This is a genomic window from Pseudoclavibacter sp. VKM Ac-2888 (genome assembly GCF_015351285.1).
Classification (GTDB): domain Bacteria; phylum Actinomycetota; class Actinomycetes; order Actinomycetales; family Microbacteriaceae; genus Pseudoclavibacter.
The window spans coordinates 136753-150258 of sequence record NZ_JADKSM010000003.1; the positions used below are offsets into that span (position 1 = coordinate 136753).

The window sequence follows — 13506 nt, forward strand, 5'->3', positions numbered from 1 at the left end:
GGCTTGATGCGCGCCCGAGACGGGCGCGGGCGTTCTACGCCTGAGCGCGGATAGCAGCCTCGAGCACGTCGAGGCCGTCGTTCAGCAGCTCGTCCGTGATGGTGAGCGGCGGGAGGAGGCGCACGACGTTGCCGTAGGTGCCGCAGGAGAGCAGCACGACGCCCTGGCCGAGCGCATCCGCGACGATCGCCTTGACGGCGGCCGGGTGGGGCTTCTTCGTGGTCGTCGCCGTGCCGGCCTCGACGAACTCGAACGCCAGCATGGCGCCGCGACCGCGGACCTCGCCGATGATCGTGTTCTCGCCGAGCTCGGCGCTGAGCGCCTCGAAGCGCGTCTTCACGATCGTCTCGATCTCGAGGGCGCGGGCAGCGAGCTGCTCGTCCTCCATGATGCTGATCGTCGCGAGCGCGGCGGCCGTGGCGACCGGGTTGCCCGTGTAGGTGCCGCCGAGCCCGCCGACGTGCACGCTGTCCATGATCTCGGCGCGGCCGACGACGGCCGACAGCGGCATGCCGCCCGCGACGCCCTTGGCGATCGTGACGAGGTCGGGCACGATCTCCTCGTGCTCCGACGCGAACCAGGCGCCGGTGCGGCACATGCCGGCCTGGACCTCGTCGGCGATGAAGACGACGCCGTTGGCCTTGGCCCACTCGACGAGCGCGGGGAGGAAGCCGTCGGCGGGGACGATGAAGCCGCCCTCACCCTGGATGGGCTCGATGATGATGGCCGCGACGTTCTTGCCGCCGACCTGCTTCTCGATGACGTCGATCGTGCGCGCTGCCGCCTCGGCGCCCGTGAGGCCGTCCCGGTAGGGGTAGCTCATGGGCGCGCGGTAGACCTCGGGCGCGAACGGGCCGAAGCCGTCCTTGTACGGGATGTTCTTCGCGGTGAGAGCCATCGTGAGGTTCGTGCGGCCGTGGAACGAGTGGTCGAACGCGATGACGGCGTTGCGGCCGGTCGAGTGGCGGGCGATCTTGACCGCGTTCTCGACGGCTTCCGCGCCGGAGTTGAGGAGCACGGCCTTCTTGGCGTGGTCGCCGGGCGTGATCTCGATGAGCTTCTCTGCGACGGCGACGTAGCCCTCGTACGGGGTGATGCCGAACGCGGTGTGCGTGAAGTGCGCTGCCGCCTCCTGCACGGCCGCGACGACGCGGGGGTGGGATGCGCCGACGTTCGTGACGGCGATGCCGGCACCGAAGTCGACGAACTGGTTGCCGTCCACGTCGCGGATGATGGCGCCGTCGACGTCAGCCGCGTACACGGGGACTGCGGGCACAAGCGATGCGGAGACGCTCGCCTCACGACGCGCAGTCAGGGCCTGCGACTTGGGGCCTGGAATGGCGCCTTCGAGCTTGCGCTCCTGGGCAATGCGGAACTCCGTCACGGTGCTTCCTTCCTCGGGGTTCGACCTCTTGGTATGGCTTGAAGGCTACGCGGTTCTGCACCGCGAGACGAATGGGCACGCGCACGACCGGTTCGACCACTTCTGTGCATCCGTCTAGGGCATGTCTAGAATCGGGGCATGCTCGCCACCGTCGACACGCTCCTCGCGAACCGTTCCCTGGGCCTCACCCTGCACACGGGCGAGCCGCAGGCGCTGCGCGCCGGCATCGAGTGGGTGGCGACGACGGAGCTGCTCAACCCGCAGCCGTTCCTCACGGGCGGACAGCTGGTGCTCACGACCGGGATGCGCCTGCGGGGCACACGCGCGTACCGCTCGTTCGTGGAGTCCCTCGTCGAGGCGGACACGGTCGCGCTCGGCGTCGGGACCGGCTTCACGCACGACACCGTGCCGGCCGCCCTCATAGCGGCGGCCGAGCAGGCCCGGCTCCCGCTCTTCGAGGTCGCCTACGAGACGCCGTTCGCGGCGCTCACGAAGGTCGTGACGCAGGCGAGCACCGACGAGCAGCACTCGCGCCTCGAGAGCGAGCACCGCCAGCAGCAGCAGCTGGTGACGTCGCTGCTCTCCGACGGCGGCATCACGGGGCTCGCCGCGAGGCTCGCCAGGCTGACGAGCTCGCACGTCGCCGTGACCCGCCTCGGCGAGCTGCTCGCCGGCAGCCTCGACGTGCACGACGAGGCCGTCACGGGGTGGGATGCGCTCCCCATCTCCACGGGCCAGTCGGCAGGCGCGACCCTCCACATCACCAACCCCCGCGTCAACGAGGGCCTCGTGAACTACGCGCGGTCGCTGCTCAGCCTGCAGCTCATCCAGGACACGCGTCGCGTTCGCGCCGCCCGCGACGCGTCTGGGCACGTGCTGCACGACCTCATCCGCGGCAAGTTCACGGTCGAGGACGCCGAGCGGCGCCTGACGGCGCTCGGCGTGGCCACGGGTCAGGCCGCACGCGTGCTGGTCGCCGAGACCGAGGAACGCCGCACCGCGGAGCTCACCGCGCTGCCGCTGCCCGCCGAGCTGCAGTCGTCGGTGTCCGCGGTCTTCGAGGGCCGTCTCCTCATCATCGCGCCGGAGCGCACGCGCATGCCGAACGCGGCCGAGGCGTTCATCGGCCTCGCCCGCTCCGCGGGCATCGCGGCGCGGGTCGGCATCGGCGACCTCTACCCGGCCTCCCTCGCCCTGCGCTGGAGCTACTTCGAGGCCCGGGATGCGCTGCGCAACGCGCCGAAGGACATCGACGTCGCCACCTCCGCACGCCTGTCCATCTCCTCGCTGCTGCTCGCGAGCCGCGACGTGCCCGTGCTGGAGCTCGCCGCCGAAGTGCTCGGGCCGCTCGAAGCCCACGACGCCGAGCACGGATCGATGCTGCTCGCCACCCTCGACGCCTACTTCGCCCACTCCGGCCAGATCGCGCAGGTCGCCGACGGGCTCGGCACCCACCGCAACACGGTGCGCTACCGCCTCGACCAGATCGCCGCCATCTCCGGCCTCGACCCGCGCATCATGTCGGAGGGCGTGCAGCTGTGGCTCGCCGGGGCGGCCAGGCGGCTGCGCGCCGGCGGCGCGTGACGCGCCGCGCGCATCCGCACCCCGCCGTTCTGGGAGACTGACGGCATGGCGAACACGTACACCCTCCCCAACGGCGTCGAGCTCGGCGACGACGGAGCCGTCGACATCACCGTCGACGTCCTCGACGTCGAGGACCTCGCGTTCGCCCACGTCTGCCGGTCGCTGCGCCAGCAGCTCGAACCCGGCCGCGGCCTCATCGTCACGATGCCAGCCGGCGACGACGTGCTCGGCTACGTGTACCGCGAGGAGCAGCGCGAGGACGGGCGGCGCGACGAGTTCGACGACACCGACTCGTTGTTCGTCGACATCCACGAGCTCACGTTCGAGTTCGACGCTCCCCGCGACACCCACATGGACGAGGACGGCGTTCGCGCGCTGCTCGCGAAGGCACGCCCGGACACCGAGCTGAAGATCGAGGGCATCGAGCTGCTCGAGCTGCGAGACGGACCGATGTCGCTCATCACCTGCCGGCCCCCGCGCGCCTGGACCTTCCGGCAGCTTGTCCTCGAGGTGCAGCTGCTGCGCGGGTCCTACATGGCGCTCCACTACAAGAGCTAGCGGCGACCCCGCGTCACCGCACGCCAGCGGACGGCGCGCGACGGCGCCACCGCGAACGTCAGGAACCAGCCTCCCGCGAACGCGAACAGCGCCAGCAGCCCCATGCCGGCGACCGGACTCGCGAATACCCCGAGCGCGAGCATCCCGAGCACCGCCGAGATCACCACCACCCGCCGCAGCCACGCCGAGACGTGCACGAGGAACCTCGTGGTCGCCCATCCCGCGAGCGTGGCGACCACGAGCACCACCGGCGCCAGCCAGAACTGCCCGGCCGTGAGGAACCCGGCGAACAGGCCCGCCAGGCCGAGCTCGAGCACCGCGAGCAGCACGAAGCCTCGCCTCGACGGCGCGGCCATCGCCTGCTCCTGGTAGTCAGCACCCTTGCGGGCAGCCCAGCCGTAGACCACGCGTCAGCCCGCCGTCCGTCCGGTCGTCGTGTTCTCCGCCTCGCCAGCCCCTCAGGCCAGGCGCTGCGTCCAGCCCATGAGGTCGGGCAGCTCGCCGTTCTGGATGCCCGTGAGCTCGGCGCGGATGCGCATGCTCACCGAATCCTGCGTGATGACCGGGTTCTCGATCGTGAACTCGGGCGACTTGACCTTGCCGATCGGCGAGATGACCGCCGCAGTGCCGCAGGCGAACGCCTCGACGATCGTGCCGTCGGCGACCCCCTCGCGCCACTCGTCGATCGTGATGCGGCGCTGCTCGATCTTCCGACCGGCCCGCTCGCACAGCTCGAGGACGCTGTCCCGCGTGATGCCGGGCAGGATGGAGTCGCTCAGCGGGGTGAGGATCGTGCCGTCCGACTTGATGAGCACGATGTTCATGCCGCCGAGCTCCTCGAGGTACGTGTTCTCCGCCGCGTCGAGGAACAGCACCTGCTCGCAGCCGTTCGCGTACGCCTCCTCCTGTGGGAGCAGCGACGATGCGTAGTTGCCGCCGCACTTCGCGGCTCCCGTGCCACCCGCGCCAGCGCGGGAGTACTCCTGCGAGAGCCAGATGTCGACGGGGCGCGTGGGGTCGGAGAAGTAGGAGCCGGCTGGGCAGGCGATGACCATGTAGCGCACCGTCTGCGCCGCGCGCACGCCGAGGAAGTTCTCGTACGCGATCATGAAGGGGCGCAGGTAGAGGGTCTTGCCCTCGCCAGCCGCCGGGACCCACTGCTCGTCGATCTGCACGAGCTGGCGCACCGACTCGACGAACAGCTCCTCGGGCAGCTCGGGCAGCGCGAGGCGCCGTGCGGAGCTCTGCAGGCGGCGGGCGTTGCGCTCCGGCCGGAACGCGAACACGTCTCCCCCGCCGTGCCGGTAGGCCTTGAGCCCCTCGAAGATCTCCTGGCCGTAGTGGAAGACAGCCGACGAGGGGTCCACCTGCAGCGGCCCGTACGGCACGACTCTGGCATCGTGCCAGCCCTCGGCGAGGGTCCAGTCGATGATCACCATGTGGTCCGTGAAGTGCTTGCCGAACCCGGGGTCGGCGAGCACCGCGTCCCTGACCTCGGCGGAAGCCGGAGCCGGGTTGCGTTCGATCGTGAACTCGAGGGAAGCTCCCTCGGCCACGGCGGCCTGCGTCGTCGTGCCGGGCTGGGTGCTGCTGGTGTCGCTCATGCGTGGGTTCCTTGCGCGGTCAGTCGGGAGATGATGGCGTCGCCGATCTCGGAGGTGCTCCTGGCCGTTCCACCTCGGGATGCGAGGTCAGCGCGGCAGGCGCTCTCGAGGGATGCGGCTGCGTCCGAGAGTCCGAAGTGCTCGAGCAGCAGAACGACGGAGAGGATCGCCGCCGTCGGGTCGGCTTTGCCGAGGCCCGCGATGTCTGGAGCCGAGCCGTGGACGGGCTCGAACATGCTGGGGAACTCGCCTTCGGGATTGATGTTCCCCGAGGCCGCCAGCCCGATGCCGCCGGTGATGGCTGCGGCAAGGTCGGTCACGATGTCGCCGAACAGGTTATCGGTGACGATCACGTCGAATCGCTGTGGGTTCGTGACGAAGAAAATCGTAGCAGCGTCGACGTGCAGGTACTCGACGGCAACGTCCGGGTAGTCGGCGGAGACCCGGTCGACGACACGCTGCCAGAGCACGCCGGCGTTGACAAGCACGTTCTTCTTGTGCACGAGCGTCAGGTGCTTGCGCGGACGCGACTGCGCCTTCTCGAACGCGTAGCGGACGGTGCGCTCCACGCCGTAGGCCGTGTTCACGGAGACCTCGGTCGCGATCTCGTGCGGCGTCCCGGCACGGACCACGCCGCCGTTGCCGACGTATGGCCCCTCGGTGCCCTCGCGGACGACGATGAAGTCGACCTCGCCTGGGTCGCTCAGCGGGGTCTTCACGCCGGGCGAGATCGCGCCAGGGCGCAGGTTGATGTAGTGATCGAACGCGAAGCGCAGCTTCAGCAGCAGACCGCGTTCGATGATGCCGCCCGCGAGGCGCTCGTCGGCGGGGTCTCCCCCGACCGCGCCGAGCAGGATGCCGTCGTGCTGGGCGAGCGCGTGCAGCTCCGCCTCGGAGATGATCTTGCCGGTCTCGAGGTAGTGCCCCGCTCCAAACGGATACTCGGTGAGGCTCAGCTCGACGCCTTCCGGGAGGGCGGCGCGGAGCGCTCGCTGCGCCTGGGCGACGACTTCCGGGCCGATACCGTCACCCGGGATGACGGCGATGTCGAGCTTCTGAGTCGCTGCACGTTCCGACACGAGGCGTCCTTTCCTGCCGACGGCGATCGCGGCTCTCCCAGTTTAGGCCGCGGCTGGGCTAGCGTCTGTCCCCATGACCACCGCCATCCTGCGCCGCAAGGACGACCTGCCTCGGGAGCGCGCCGCGAGCCGCCTCACGGCGTACGTGTACGGCAACATCATCGTGCTCGCGACGCTCCTCGGACTCGTGCACGCTGGCGAGAACCCCGGCGAGGGCGCGATCGTGGTCCTGGCCACGGGCGGCACGACCCTCCTCGCGCACCTCATCGCCGACGCCGTCGGCCACTCGACACGCGCCGCCGACCGCCCAGAGCGCACAGCGCACCTCAAATTCCTCCACGAGCTGCGGGACGCGGTCCCGATCGCCTCTGCCGCGTCCATCCCCGCGGCGATCCTCGGAGTCGCCGCGCTCGGTGTCATCGACGGCGAGACGGCGCAGATCGTCGCCGAGGTCGTCATCATCGTGCGTCTCGCCGGCATGGGCTTCACCATCCAGCGCATCCGCGGCGAGAAGCCCTCCTTCCGCACCTTCGCGGCCGGCATCGGCCTCGCCCTCGTCGGCGTCGGCATCTCCGTGCTCAAGGCGAACCTCGGGCACTGAGGACGCCCGCGGTTCAGAGCGGGAGAAGCTGGTTGCGCGCCAGTTCTCGGTAGAGCTCTGACGTCTGAATGAGCTCGTCATGGCGTCCCGAATCGACGATTCGTCCCGCGTCCAGCACGAGAATCCGGTCCGCAGAGCGCACCGTGGCGAGGCGATGGGCCACGACCAGCATCGCGTACCGTCCCGCCCTGCGTGCGATCGCCGCCTGCACGCGCTCTTCGTTCACCCCGTCGAGGTGCGACGTCGACTCGTCGAGCAGCAGGATGTCGGGTTTCAGGAGCAGCGCGCGCGCAATCGCCAGGCGCTGACGCTCACCGCCTGAAAGCAGCACGCCCCCCTCCCCCAGATCTGCGTCGAGGCCGAGTGGGGAGCGCTCGAGCACTCCCACGAGGTCCAGTTCGCTCAACAGCTCGCGAATGTCGGTGTCGGTGTGCGCCTGTGAGCCAAGTGTCACCGCGTCCCTCAGGGACCCCGCGGGCACGGGCGCCTCCTGCTCGACGTAGGCGATCCGGGACCGCACGGCCTCACGCGAGATGCCAGCGGTATCGACCCCGTTGAAGCGGATCGTCCCCCGATCCACATCGTAGAAGCGAGCGATGAGCTGCAGCAGCGTGCTCTTCCCTGCCCCGGATGGCCCGACGAGCGCGACGCGCTCGCCTCGCGGCACCTCGAAGCTGACCGCTGCGAGCGTCGCGAGATCCTCGGAATCCCGCTCGGGAGCGACTGGGTAGGAGAAAGCGACATCCTGGAACTCGAGGACATTGCCCTCATCGGTGGCAGGAGCGGTAACGGCTCCAGCTTCAGCATCCGCCTCCAGCGGCAGCTCCATGACCTCGCTGATGCGCACCATCCCGCCCACAGCCTCGCCGACAGCGCTGATCGTTCCGAAGATCTGCCCGAGCGGCATGATCATCAAAAACAGGAACAAGATGAAGGAGACCAGGTCGGAGACGGTCAGCACACCCGCCGCGACCTGGTAGCCGCCGAGTCCGAGGACCACAAGGAACGTGGCCTGCATGGCGGCGGACGAGACCGGCGCGAGCGTGGCGGTGATCCGCGCGACCCGCAGGCCGGCAGCCCAGCTGGCTTCCACATCCCCCTTCACACGCTCCGACTCCGCGCCTGTCATGTTCGCCGCCCGCACTGTGCGCACGGCGCGGATAGCCCGATCCAGCGAGGACGACAGGCGGCCGACCGCCTGTTGCACCCCCAAGCTGGCCTCCTCGATCCGTGACGTCATCATCACGACGAGGAAGACGGCAACGAGTGCGACGCCGAGTGAGACCATGAGCAGCAACGGATCTATCAACCACATCGCCACCAGCGCGCCGATCAAGGTCACGACACCGGCGATCGACTCCACGAATCCCTGCGTCAACATGCTGCGGATGACCGAGGTGTCCGCGTTCACGCGGGAGACCAGATCACCGACGCGGTGGCGATCGAGGGTCGCGATGGGAAGACGCAGGATGTGGTCGACGAGGCCCACCCGAGCTGATCGGATGGCGACCTCGGCCGTTCTCTGGATGAGGTACTGCAGGAAACCCGAGATCAGCCCGCCCACGACGAGAAGGCCGACGATCAGCCACGGAAGCACCCCAAGCGATTCGCTCGCGCCGACCCGGTCGATGATCTGGCCCACGAGCCACGGCTGCGCGAGCGCCGCTCCCGAGCCGCAGATGCTGAGGACCACGATCACGACGAGCGTGGGCTTCTGCACGAAGACGTGTCGGAACAGACCGGCGAGTGCCGCCGACCGCTTCTCCCGCGGAAGGCTCATGCGCGCACATCCCGTCGGCAGAACGCGAAGGCGGCGGAGCAGGCCAATGCCACGACCGTGAGGAGGAACACCGCGTATGCGCTCCCGGGTTCGAGCGCTGCCGCCGGATTCGCTGCGGTCACGGCGGCCGCATCGAACAGCTGCGCGCCGGCGATCGTCGGCAGGAACTTCGCCCATGGCGTCAGGAAGACCAGGACGAGCGAGATCTGCGAGACCGCGATGAGCACGAGCAATGGCACCAGGGCCTGGCGGACCAGCACCGCGAAGCTGAACCCGATCAGCGCGATTCCCGTCCAGTAGACGACGCCGCCCAGCCAGCGCACCAGGAGCGAGACAGGCACGCCCTCGCTGAGCACACTCAGCGATCCGAGACCGAGCTGACTGCAGATGCTGAGCAGCGGGATCGTGACCGCGCCGAGCAACGTCACGGTGACGGCGAGGACCGAGATCTTCGCGATGACGAACCTGAGCCGATTCGGCACCGCGACGAGCGAGGTCTGGATCTGGCCGCCGGAGAACTCACCGCTTCCCGCAAGCACCCCCACGATGATGACGCCGATCTGCCCGAGTGCGATCCATTCGAGACCGACGACCTCCGGCGTTGTCCCCGCTGCGAGCATCGGGTCGTCGACGCGCAGCCCCTCGCCAACGGAGGGGGCGGTGACTGCTGCCATCAGGACCGGAACGACGAGACTCACCGCCAGCGTGATGAGGACTGCTCTGAGGGTGAAGAGCTTCCAGGACTCTGACGCCAGTGCCATCTTCACGCGGCATCACCCGCAACATGCTCGGCGCGCCCTTGCGTCCAGGCGAAGTACGCGTGCTCGAGACTGTCGTACTCCGCGACGAGGCTCGCCGCTGCCCCCGCCCTGATGACCGTTCCGCGTGCCATCACGACGAGGTCATCAGCCATGGACTGCATCTCCCCCATGAGGTGCGACGAGATGAGCACCGTGCGTCCGGAACCCGCCAGCGAGCGAGCAAGATCTCGAATCCAGCGAATACCCTCCGGGTCGAGCCCGTTCATCGGTTCGTCCAGGATCACGACCTCCGGGTCGCCGAGGAGCGCGCCCGCGATGCCCAGACGCTGCCCCATGCCCAGAGAGAAGGTCCCGACGCGACGGTCAGCGACGTCCGACAGCCCGACGAGCTGCAGCGTTTCCGGGATGCGCGTGGGCGAGATCCCGTTGCTGGCCGCCATCCAGCGGAGGTGCGCTCTCGCCGTGCGTCCGCGATGGGCACCCGACCCGTCGAATTGCGCGCCAACGCGGGTCAGGGGACGCCGCAGACTTCGGTACTCGGAGCCGAGCACCAACGCGCGCCCGGACGTTGCTCGGTCGAGGCCGAGCAGAATCCGCATCGTCGTTGATTTGCCCGCTCCGTTCGGGCCGAGCAATCCCGTCACCCTGCCTGCTCTGGCTTCGAAGGACACGGACTCGATGGCAGTCCGCTTTCCGTAGTTCTTTGTCAGGTTCTCGACTTCGATCATGAACCCACCCCCTTTTCTGCGTGGTTGACGGCCCAGGAGCGGACCGAGAGAAATCCAGCGACGGCGAAGACGCCGATCCAGCTCAGCAGCACGAGGAGCCCGAGCATCGGCCCCAGGTCCCCGACAAGCGGAGCGTCCTGAAGAAGGAGTTGTGCGCCTGCCTGGTCGGGCAAGAACCTGGCGACCGAGGTGAACTCGAGCAGGTACGGCGAGATGGCGAGCGTGAGCGCGAGCATGGCGCAGAGCCCAACGATGCCGCTGCGGAACGCCGACGAGATCAGGAACGAGAGCAGGCTGATGAGCGACCAGTAGACGAGGTACCCCGCGAGCAGGCGCAGGTCTCCACCGGGGAGGCTCGTCAGGCTGTCGACCGCACGGCAGTCGAGGACAGCGCAGCGGACGGCATAGCTCCCGAGAACAGCAGGAAGGGCGACCGCGAAGCCGAAGGCGAGGGCGGAGAGCGCCTTCGCGAGGAAGAAGCTGCATCGGTTGGGAACAGCGAGAAGCGAGGATGCCACAACACCGTTGTCCCGCTCCTGCGCGAAGACACTCGCCCCCAGGAAGATCGCCCCGATCTGCCCGTAGTGCAACACCATGAGGAAAGCCGACTGAGGCTCGAGTCCGCCAGCAGCGCTGACATCTCCAGAGAGCATCGCCTGGTGCGTCAGCGCGGTGACGCCGTACGCGGCACCTGTCACGACCGCAACGGTTGCGAGACTCGCGTTCCGCGACGAACGCAGTGAGGTGAACTTGATGGCTTCCGCGTGGAGCGATTGGAGGAACATGGTCATGACGGCCTGTCCTCTTCGGTCGTGACGACTCTCCGGTAGCTGGCTACCTCGGGGGGTTCCGACACGGGCACGCCATCCGCTTCCACCCAGGCATGCGCGACGAACGGCCCCGTCCGGTAGCCGGAGCACCAGCTCGGCGCGTGGCCTTCGAAGCGGCAGAGAAGGACCGTCGCGATCGAGCGCTGCAGGCAGCCCTCTCCAGCGCAACGCTCACTCGCGCCGCACACCGCCGCGCGTGCGACTTCCGCCTCCTCGCGCGTCGATGGGCGGACCCCACGGCGCAGCTCGATGAGCAACCGTCTGATCTGCCGCGGCTTGGCGTACGTGATCAGATACGCGACCGAGACCGCGCACCGCACGGTCAGGGCGCGGCAGCCCCTCGTCGCGATGGAAGGCTGGGCGTTCAGCGGAAGGCTCATGCGTTGCGCTTCACGATGCGCGCTTTGATCAGGACGGCCAAGAGGCCTCGCACGTCATCTCGCACGCCTGCCGAGGGGCCGTGCTCGCGCTCCAACCGGTCAACGGCGTCCGCGCGCGTGCATCCCCGGACGGTGAGCTCAAGCACCAGCCTGGCGGTCGAGTTGCCGCGCCAGTACGTTCCTCCACCGGCATCGAAAACCACAACGCCTTCCCCCTCTTGCTCAAACGAGCATGTCGGCAACAAGGTATAGATATCGGCGTCGCTCAATCTGTAGCTCATTCGCCTTCCATTTCCCGAGCCCAGAGCTCAAGGGTCGCGAGCTGCTCGATTTCGAAGAGGTCGTGCGTCTTCAACACGGGCATCTCCAGTGCAGTGAGAATCGCGTCGGGATTCAATAGACCTTGATCGACAAGAAAACTCTCGCGAAACAGTGATTTCAGGCCACCGATTCTGGAAGCAAAGGCACTGAACAGATCTGCGCTGTACTCACCCTTGTCTTCACGACTGAATATCCACTCAGGCGCGAGACCCTTCATGCTCGCGGCCAGCAGGGGCTTCGAATGCCGCTGTCCTATAGCGATCGACGAGGAGAGCCCGAACATGAGCCGCAGGATCTCGTCATCGAGAAATGGCGCTTCCCAATGAACCCCCTCGTCGGCAAACGCCTCGTTGACCTGCCGCACGATTTCCCCTTGGAACATGACCGACTCGGCCATCTGGTGCCGGGCCCTATCGGGAAAGTGCGGCTCGATCCCGGCCGTTGCCTGACCGCGGATCTGCGCCTCGACTCTCGCCCGTGTCTGCGCGGAGGCGAAACGTGAGACCCCGAAGCCCGGGGCCCAGCCGAAGGCGTCAGCGTGCGGACTCGCGTCCGCGTGGACACGCGCCACCAATTCGTCACCAAGGGTGCGTGTGGAGCACACGGCTGCAAGAGTCCGCAGCACCGGCCACCGTTGCGCACGCGCCAGACGGGCAGCGGACCGCAGCCCCACAGCGACCGCGCCGGACTGCACCAACGACGACATGATCGCCGGTTGCAGGGCGAACAGCTCGTCACCACCTAACCCATTGATGTGCGTGCGAATATCTCGGGCGCGCTCCTGCTCGAACAGCATCTCCAGATGTGGCATGTTGGCTCGCCAGGCCGGCGGCCCGGAAACGCCGCGCCCTGTGCGTTCCCCGTTCCGTGCTGCCGTGGCGAATGCGTCAAGCGTCGATGTGAAGGACGGCAGCTCCACGAACTCGCCGCGCAGCTCAGCCGCGGCTCGCCGCGCATATCGCGAGTCCTGGTTCTGTGCATCCGCAGTTCCTGCATGGAAGTGAGCAACCTCGCCCCCGACCGCCTCAACCAGGTAGGCGAGCGACGTCGAGTCCATCCCCCCAGAGAGATCTGCCCCGAGGCGCTCGCCCGGGCAGAGGCGCCGCTCGACCGCGGTGCGGAGAGCGTGCCGCAATTGGTCCGCCGCCGCTTCGAACGTCGCATCTCGGTGCTCGCCCGCCTCCCACCAGCGTCGATCACCCCCTCGCCCCTCCGCGACAACCAGGTCGTGACCTGGGGCGACCACCCGGACATTCGCCCAGAACGGACGCAGACGGAAGATGCTCGGCAGGTTGGGGCAGGTCTCCAGCGAAAGTCGGTCGAGGTCCAGCGCAGCGAAGCCACGCAGGTCGAGCTGGGATGCACTGGTACGAACGACCCCGTCATCCATCGTCCAATAGCAGAGCGTGGACGTCGAGAAAGTCGACCGGATTTCATTGAGCGTTGAGATGCCCCTCACCACCTTTCTCCTTCGAGCCTGGAGGGGACGATGCACGCGATGAGCGCACCGCCCCCTCGTTCGAACGACGACCCCTAGCCGACCGTCACCTTGATGAATGCTCGCCCGCCGAAGATGTCGCGCCAGCGACCGAACCAGACCCCGTTCGTGACCTTTCGGTAGGATCCGACCTGCTCGATTTTCGGCGCAATGTAATTGGACATCTTTCCCCCTTGATAGTGACTTCGCGGCCTCCGTTCGACCGCCGTTCTAAACTAGAAAAGGTCGCTCTTCACGTCAAGCATTTACCATGAAGCATCATGCAAGTTTCCGATTTACAGCATTGCGCCGCGACAAGAGCATTCTCGGACCCCTTTCCCACACGACTCTTTCGGCAACGAGAATGCGGTTTGGGAAGGACACCGCCTCCGTACTGCTGACGTGCTTTTCTGTGCATG

The 13506-nt window shown here is 67.9% G+C and carries 15 protein-coding genes; 3 read left to right on the forward strand and 12 right to left on the reverse strand.

Annotated elements, in window-relative coordinates; genetic code table 11:
• Positions 1-34: 34 nt before the first annotated feature.
• Positions 35-1384, reverse strand: coding sequence for a 4-aminobutyrate--2-oxoglutarate transaminase (gene gabT / locus ITJ61_RS18000; RefSeq protein WP_104240446.1), 1350 nt, complete (start codon positions 1382-1384; stop codon positions 35-37).
• 138 nt (positions 1385-1522) lie between these two features.
• On the opposite strand from gabT, the gene ITJ61_RS18005 reads away from it, so the two are divergent.
• Positions 1523-2968, forward strand: a complete 1446-nt coding sequence (locus ITJ61_RS18005) for a PucR family transcriptional regulator (protein WP_194687045.1) — start codon at positions 1523-1525, stop codon at positions 2966-2968.
• A 45-nt stretch (positions 2969-3013) separates the two neighbouring features.
• Complete coding sequence (locus ITJ61_RS18010; RefSeq protein ID WP_104342776.1) at positions 3014-3526, forward strand: hypothetical protein; 513 nt, start codon at positions 3014-3016, stop codon at positions 3524-3526.
• Here ITJ61_RS18010 and ITJ61_RS18015 read toward each other — a convergent pair.
• The 3 genes from ITJ61_RS18015 to ITJ61_RS18025 are packed head-to-tail and all read right to left on the reverse strand — an operon-like array spanning position 3523 to position 6209.
• Positions 3523-3933, reverse strand: coding sequence for a hypothetical protein (locus ITJ61_RS18015; protein WP_104342775.1), 411 nt, complete (start codon positions 3931-3933; stop codon positions 3523-3525). The two genes, ITJ61_RS18010 and ITJ61_RS18015, sit on opposite strands and share 4 nt — an antisense overlap.
• A 51-nt stretch (positions 3934-3984) precedes the next feature.
• Positions 3985-5130 carry a branched-chain amino acid aminotransferase gene (locus tag ITJ61_RS18020; protein ID WP_194687046.1) on the reverse strand — a complete coding sequence of 382 codons (1146 nt, stop codon included), beginning with the start codon at positions 5128-5130 and terminating at the stop codon, positions 3985-3987.
• Positions 5127-6209: a 3-isopropylmalate dehydrogenase gene (locus ITJ61_RS18025; RefSeq protein ID WP_194687047.1), complete on the reverse strand. Its 1083-nt coding sequence runs from the start codon at positions 6207-6209 to the stop codon at positions 5127-5129. Before ITJ61_RS18025 ends, ITJ61_RS18020 begins: the two co-directional genes overlap by 4 nt.
• Positions 6210-6282: 73 nt before the next feature.
• On the opposite strand from ITJ61_RS18025, the gene ITJ61_RS18030 reads away from it, so the two are divergent.
• Positions 6283-6810, forward strand: a complete 528-nt coding sequence (locus tag ITJ61_RS18030; protein WP_104240440.1) for a hypothetical protein — start codon at positions 6283-6285, stop codon at positions 6808-6810.
• Between the two features lie 13 nt (positions 6811-6823).
• Here ITJ61_RS18030 and ITJ61_RS18035 read toward each other — a convergent pair whose 3' ends face one another.
• The 8 genes from ITJ61_RS18035 to ITJ61_RS18070 all read right to left on the reverse strand — a co-directional run bounded on the left by ITJ61_RS18035 (position 6824) and on the right by ITJ61_RS18070 (position 13272).
• Positions 6824-8590, reverse strand: a complete 1767-nt coding sequence (locus ITJ61_RS18035; protein ID WP_194687048.1) for an ABC transporter ATP-binding protein — start codon at positions 8588-8590, stop codon at positions 6824-6826.
• Entirely contained in the window at positions 8587-9357 is a 771-nt protein-coding gene (locus tag ITJ61_RS18040) for a hypothetical protein (protein WP_194687049.1), read from the reverse strand. Before ITJ61_RS18040 ends, ITJ61_RS18035 begins: the two co-directional genes overlap by 4 nt.
• A complete protein-coding gene (locus ITJ61_RS18045; protein ID WP_194687050.1) occupies positions 9354-10079 on the reverse strand; it encodes an ABC transporter ATP-binding protein in 726 nt (241 codons plus the stop codon). The genes ITJ61_RS18040 and ITJ61_RS18045 overlap by 4 nt, the downstream gene beginning before the upstream one ends.
• A complete protein-coding gene (locus ITJ61_RS18050) occupies positions 10076-10870 on the reverse strand; it encodes a hypothetical protein (protein WP_194687051.1) in 795 nt (264 codons plus the stop codon). The genes ITJ61_RS18045 and ITJ61_RS18050 overlap by 4 nt, the downstream gene beginning before the upstream one ends.
• Positions 10867-11289, reverse strand: coding sequence for a lasso peptide biosynthesis B2 protein (locus ITJ61_RS18055; RefSeq protein WP_104240435.1), 423 nt, complete (start codon positions 11287-11289; stop codon positions 10867-10869). The genes ITJ61_RS18050 and ITJ61_RS18055 overlap by 4 nt, the downstream gene beginning before the upstream one ends.
• Positions 11286-11570 carry a PqqD family protein gene (locus ITJ61_RS18060; RefSeq protein ID WP_194687052.1) on the reverse strand — a complete coding sequence of 95 codons (285 nt, stop codon included), beginning with the start codon at positions 11568-11570 and terminating at the stop codon, positions 11286-11288. The genes ITJ61_RS18055 and ITJ61_RS18060 overlap by 4 nt, the downstream gene beginning before the upstream one ends.
• The gene (locus tag ITJ61_RS18065; protein ID WP_104240433.1) at positions 11567-13069 is read right to left on the reverse strand and encodes an asparagine synthase-related protein; all 1503 of its coding nucleotides are present in this window, start codon (positions 13067-13069) and stop codon (positions 11567-11569) included. Before ITJ61_RS18065 ends, ITJ61_RS18060 begins: the two co-directional genes overlap by 4 nt.
• A gap of 74 nt (positions 13070-13143) precedes the next feature.
• Positions 13144-13272 carry a lasso RiPP family leader peptide-containing protein gene (locus tag ITJ61_RS18070; RefSeq protein WP_104240432.1) on the reverse strand — a complete coding sequence of 43 codons (129 nt, stop codon included), beginning with the start codon at positions 13270-13272 and terminating at the stop codon, positions 13144-13146.
• Between the last annotated feature and the right edge of the window lie 234 nt (positions 13273-13506).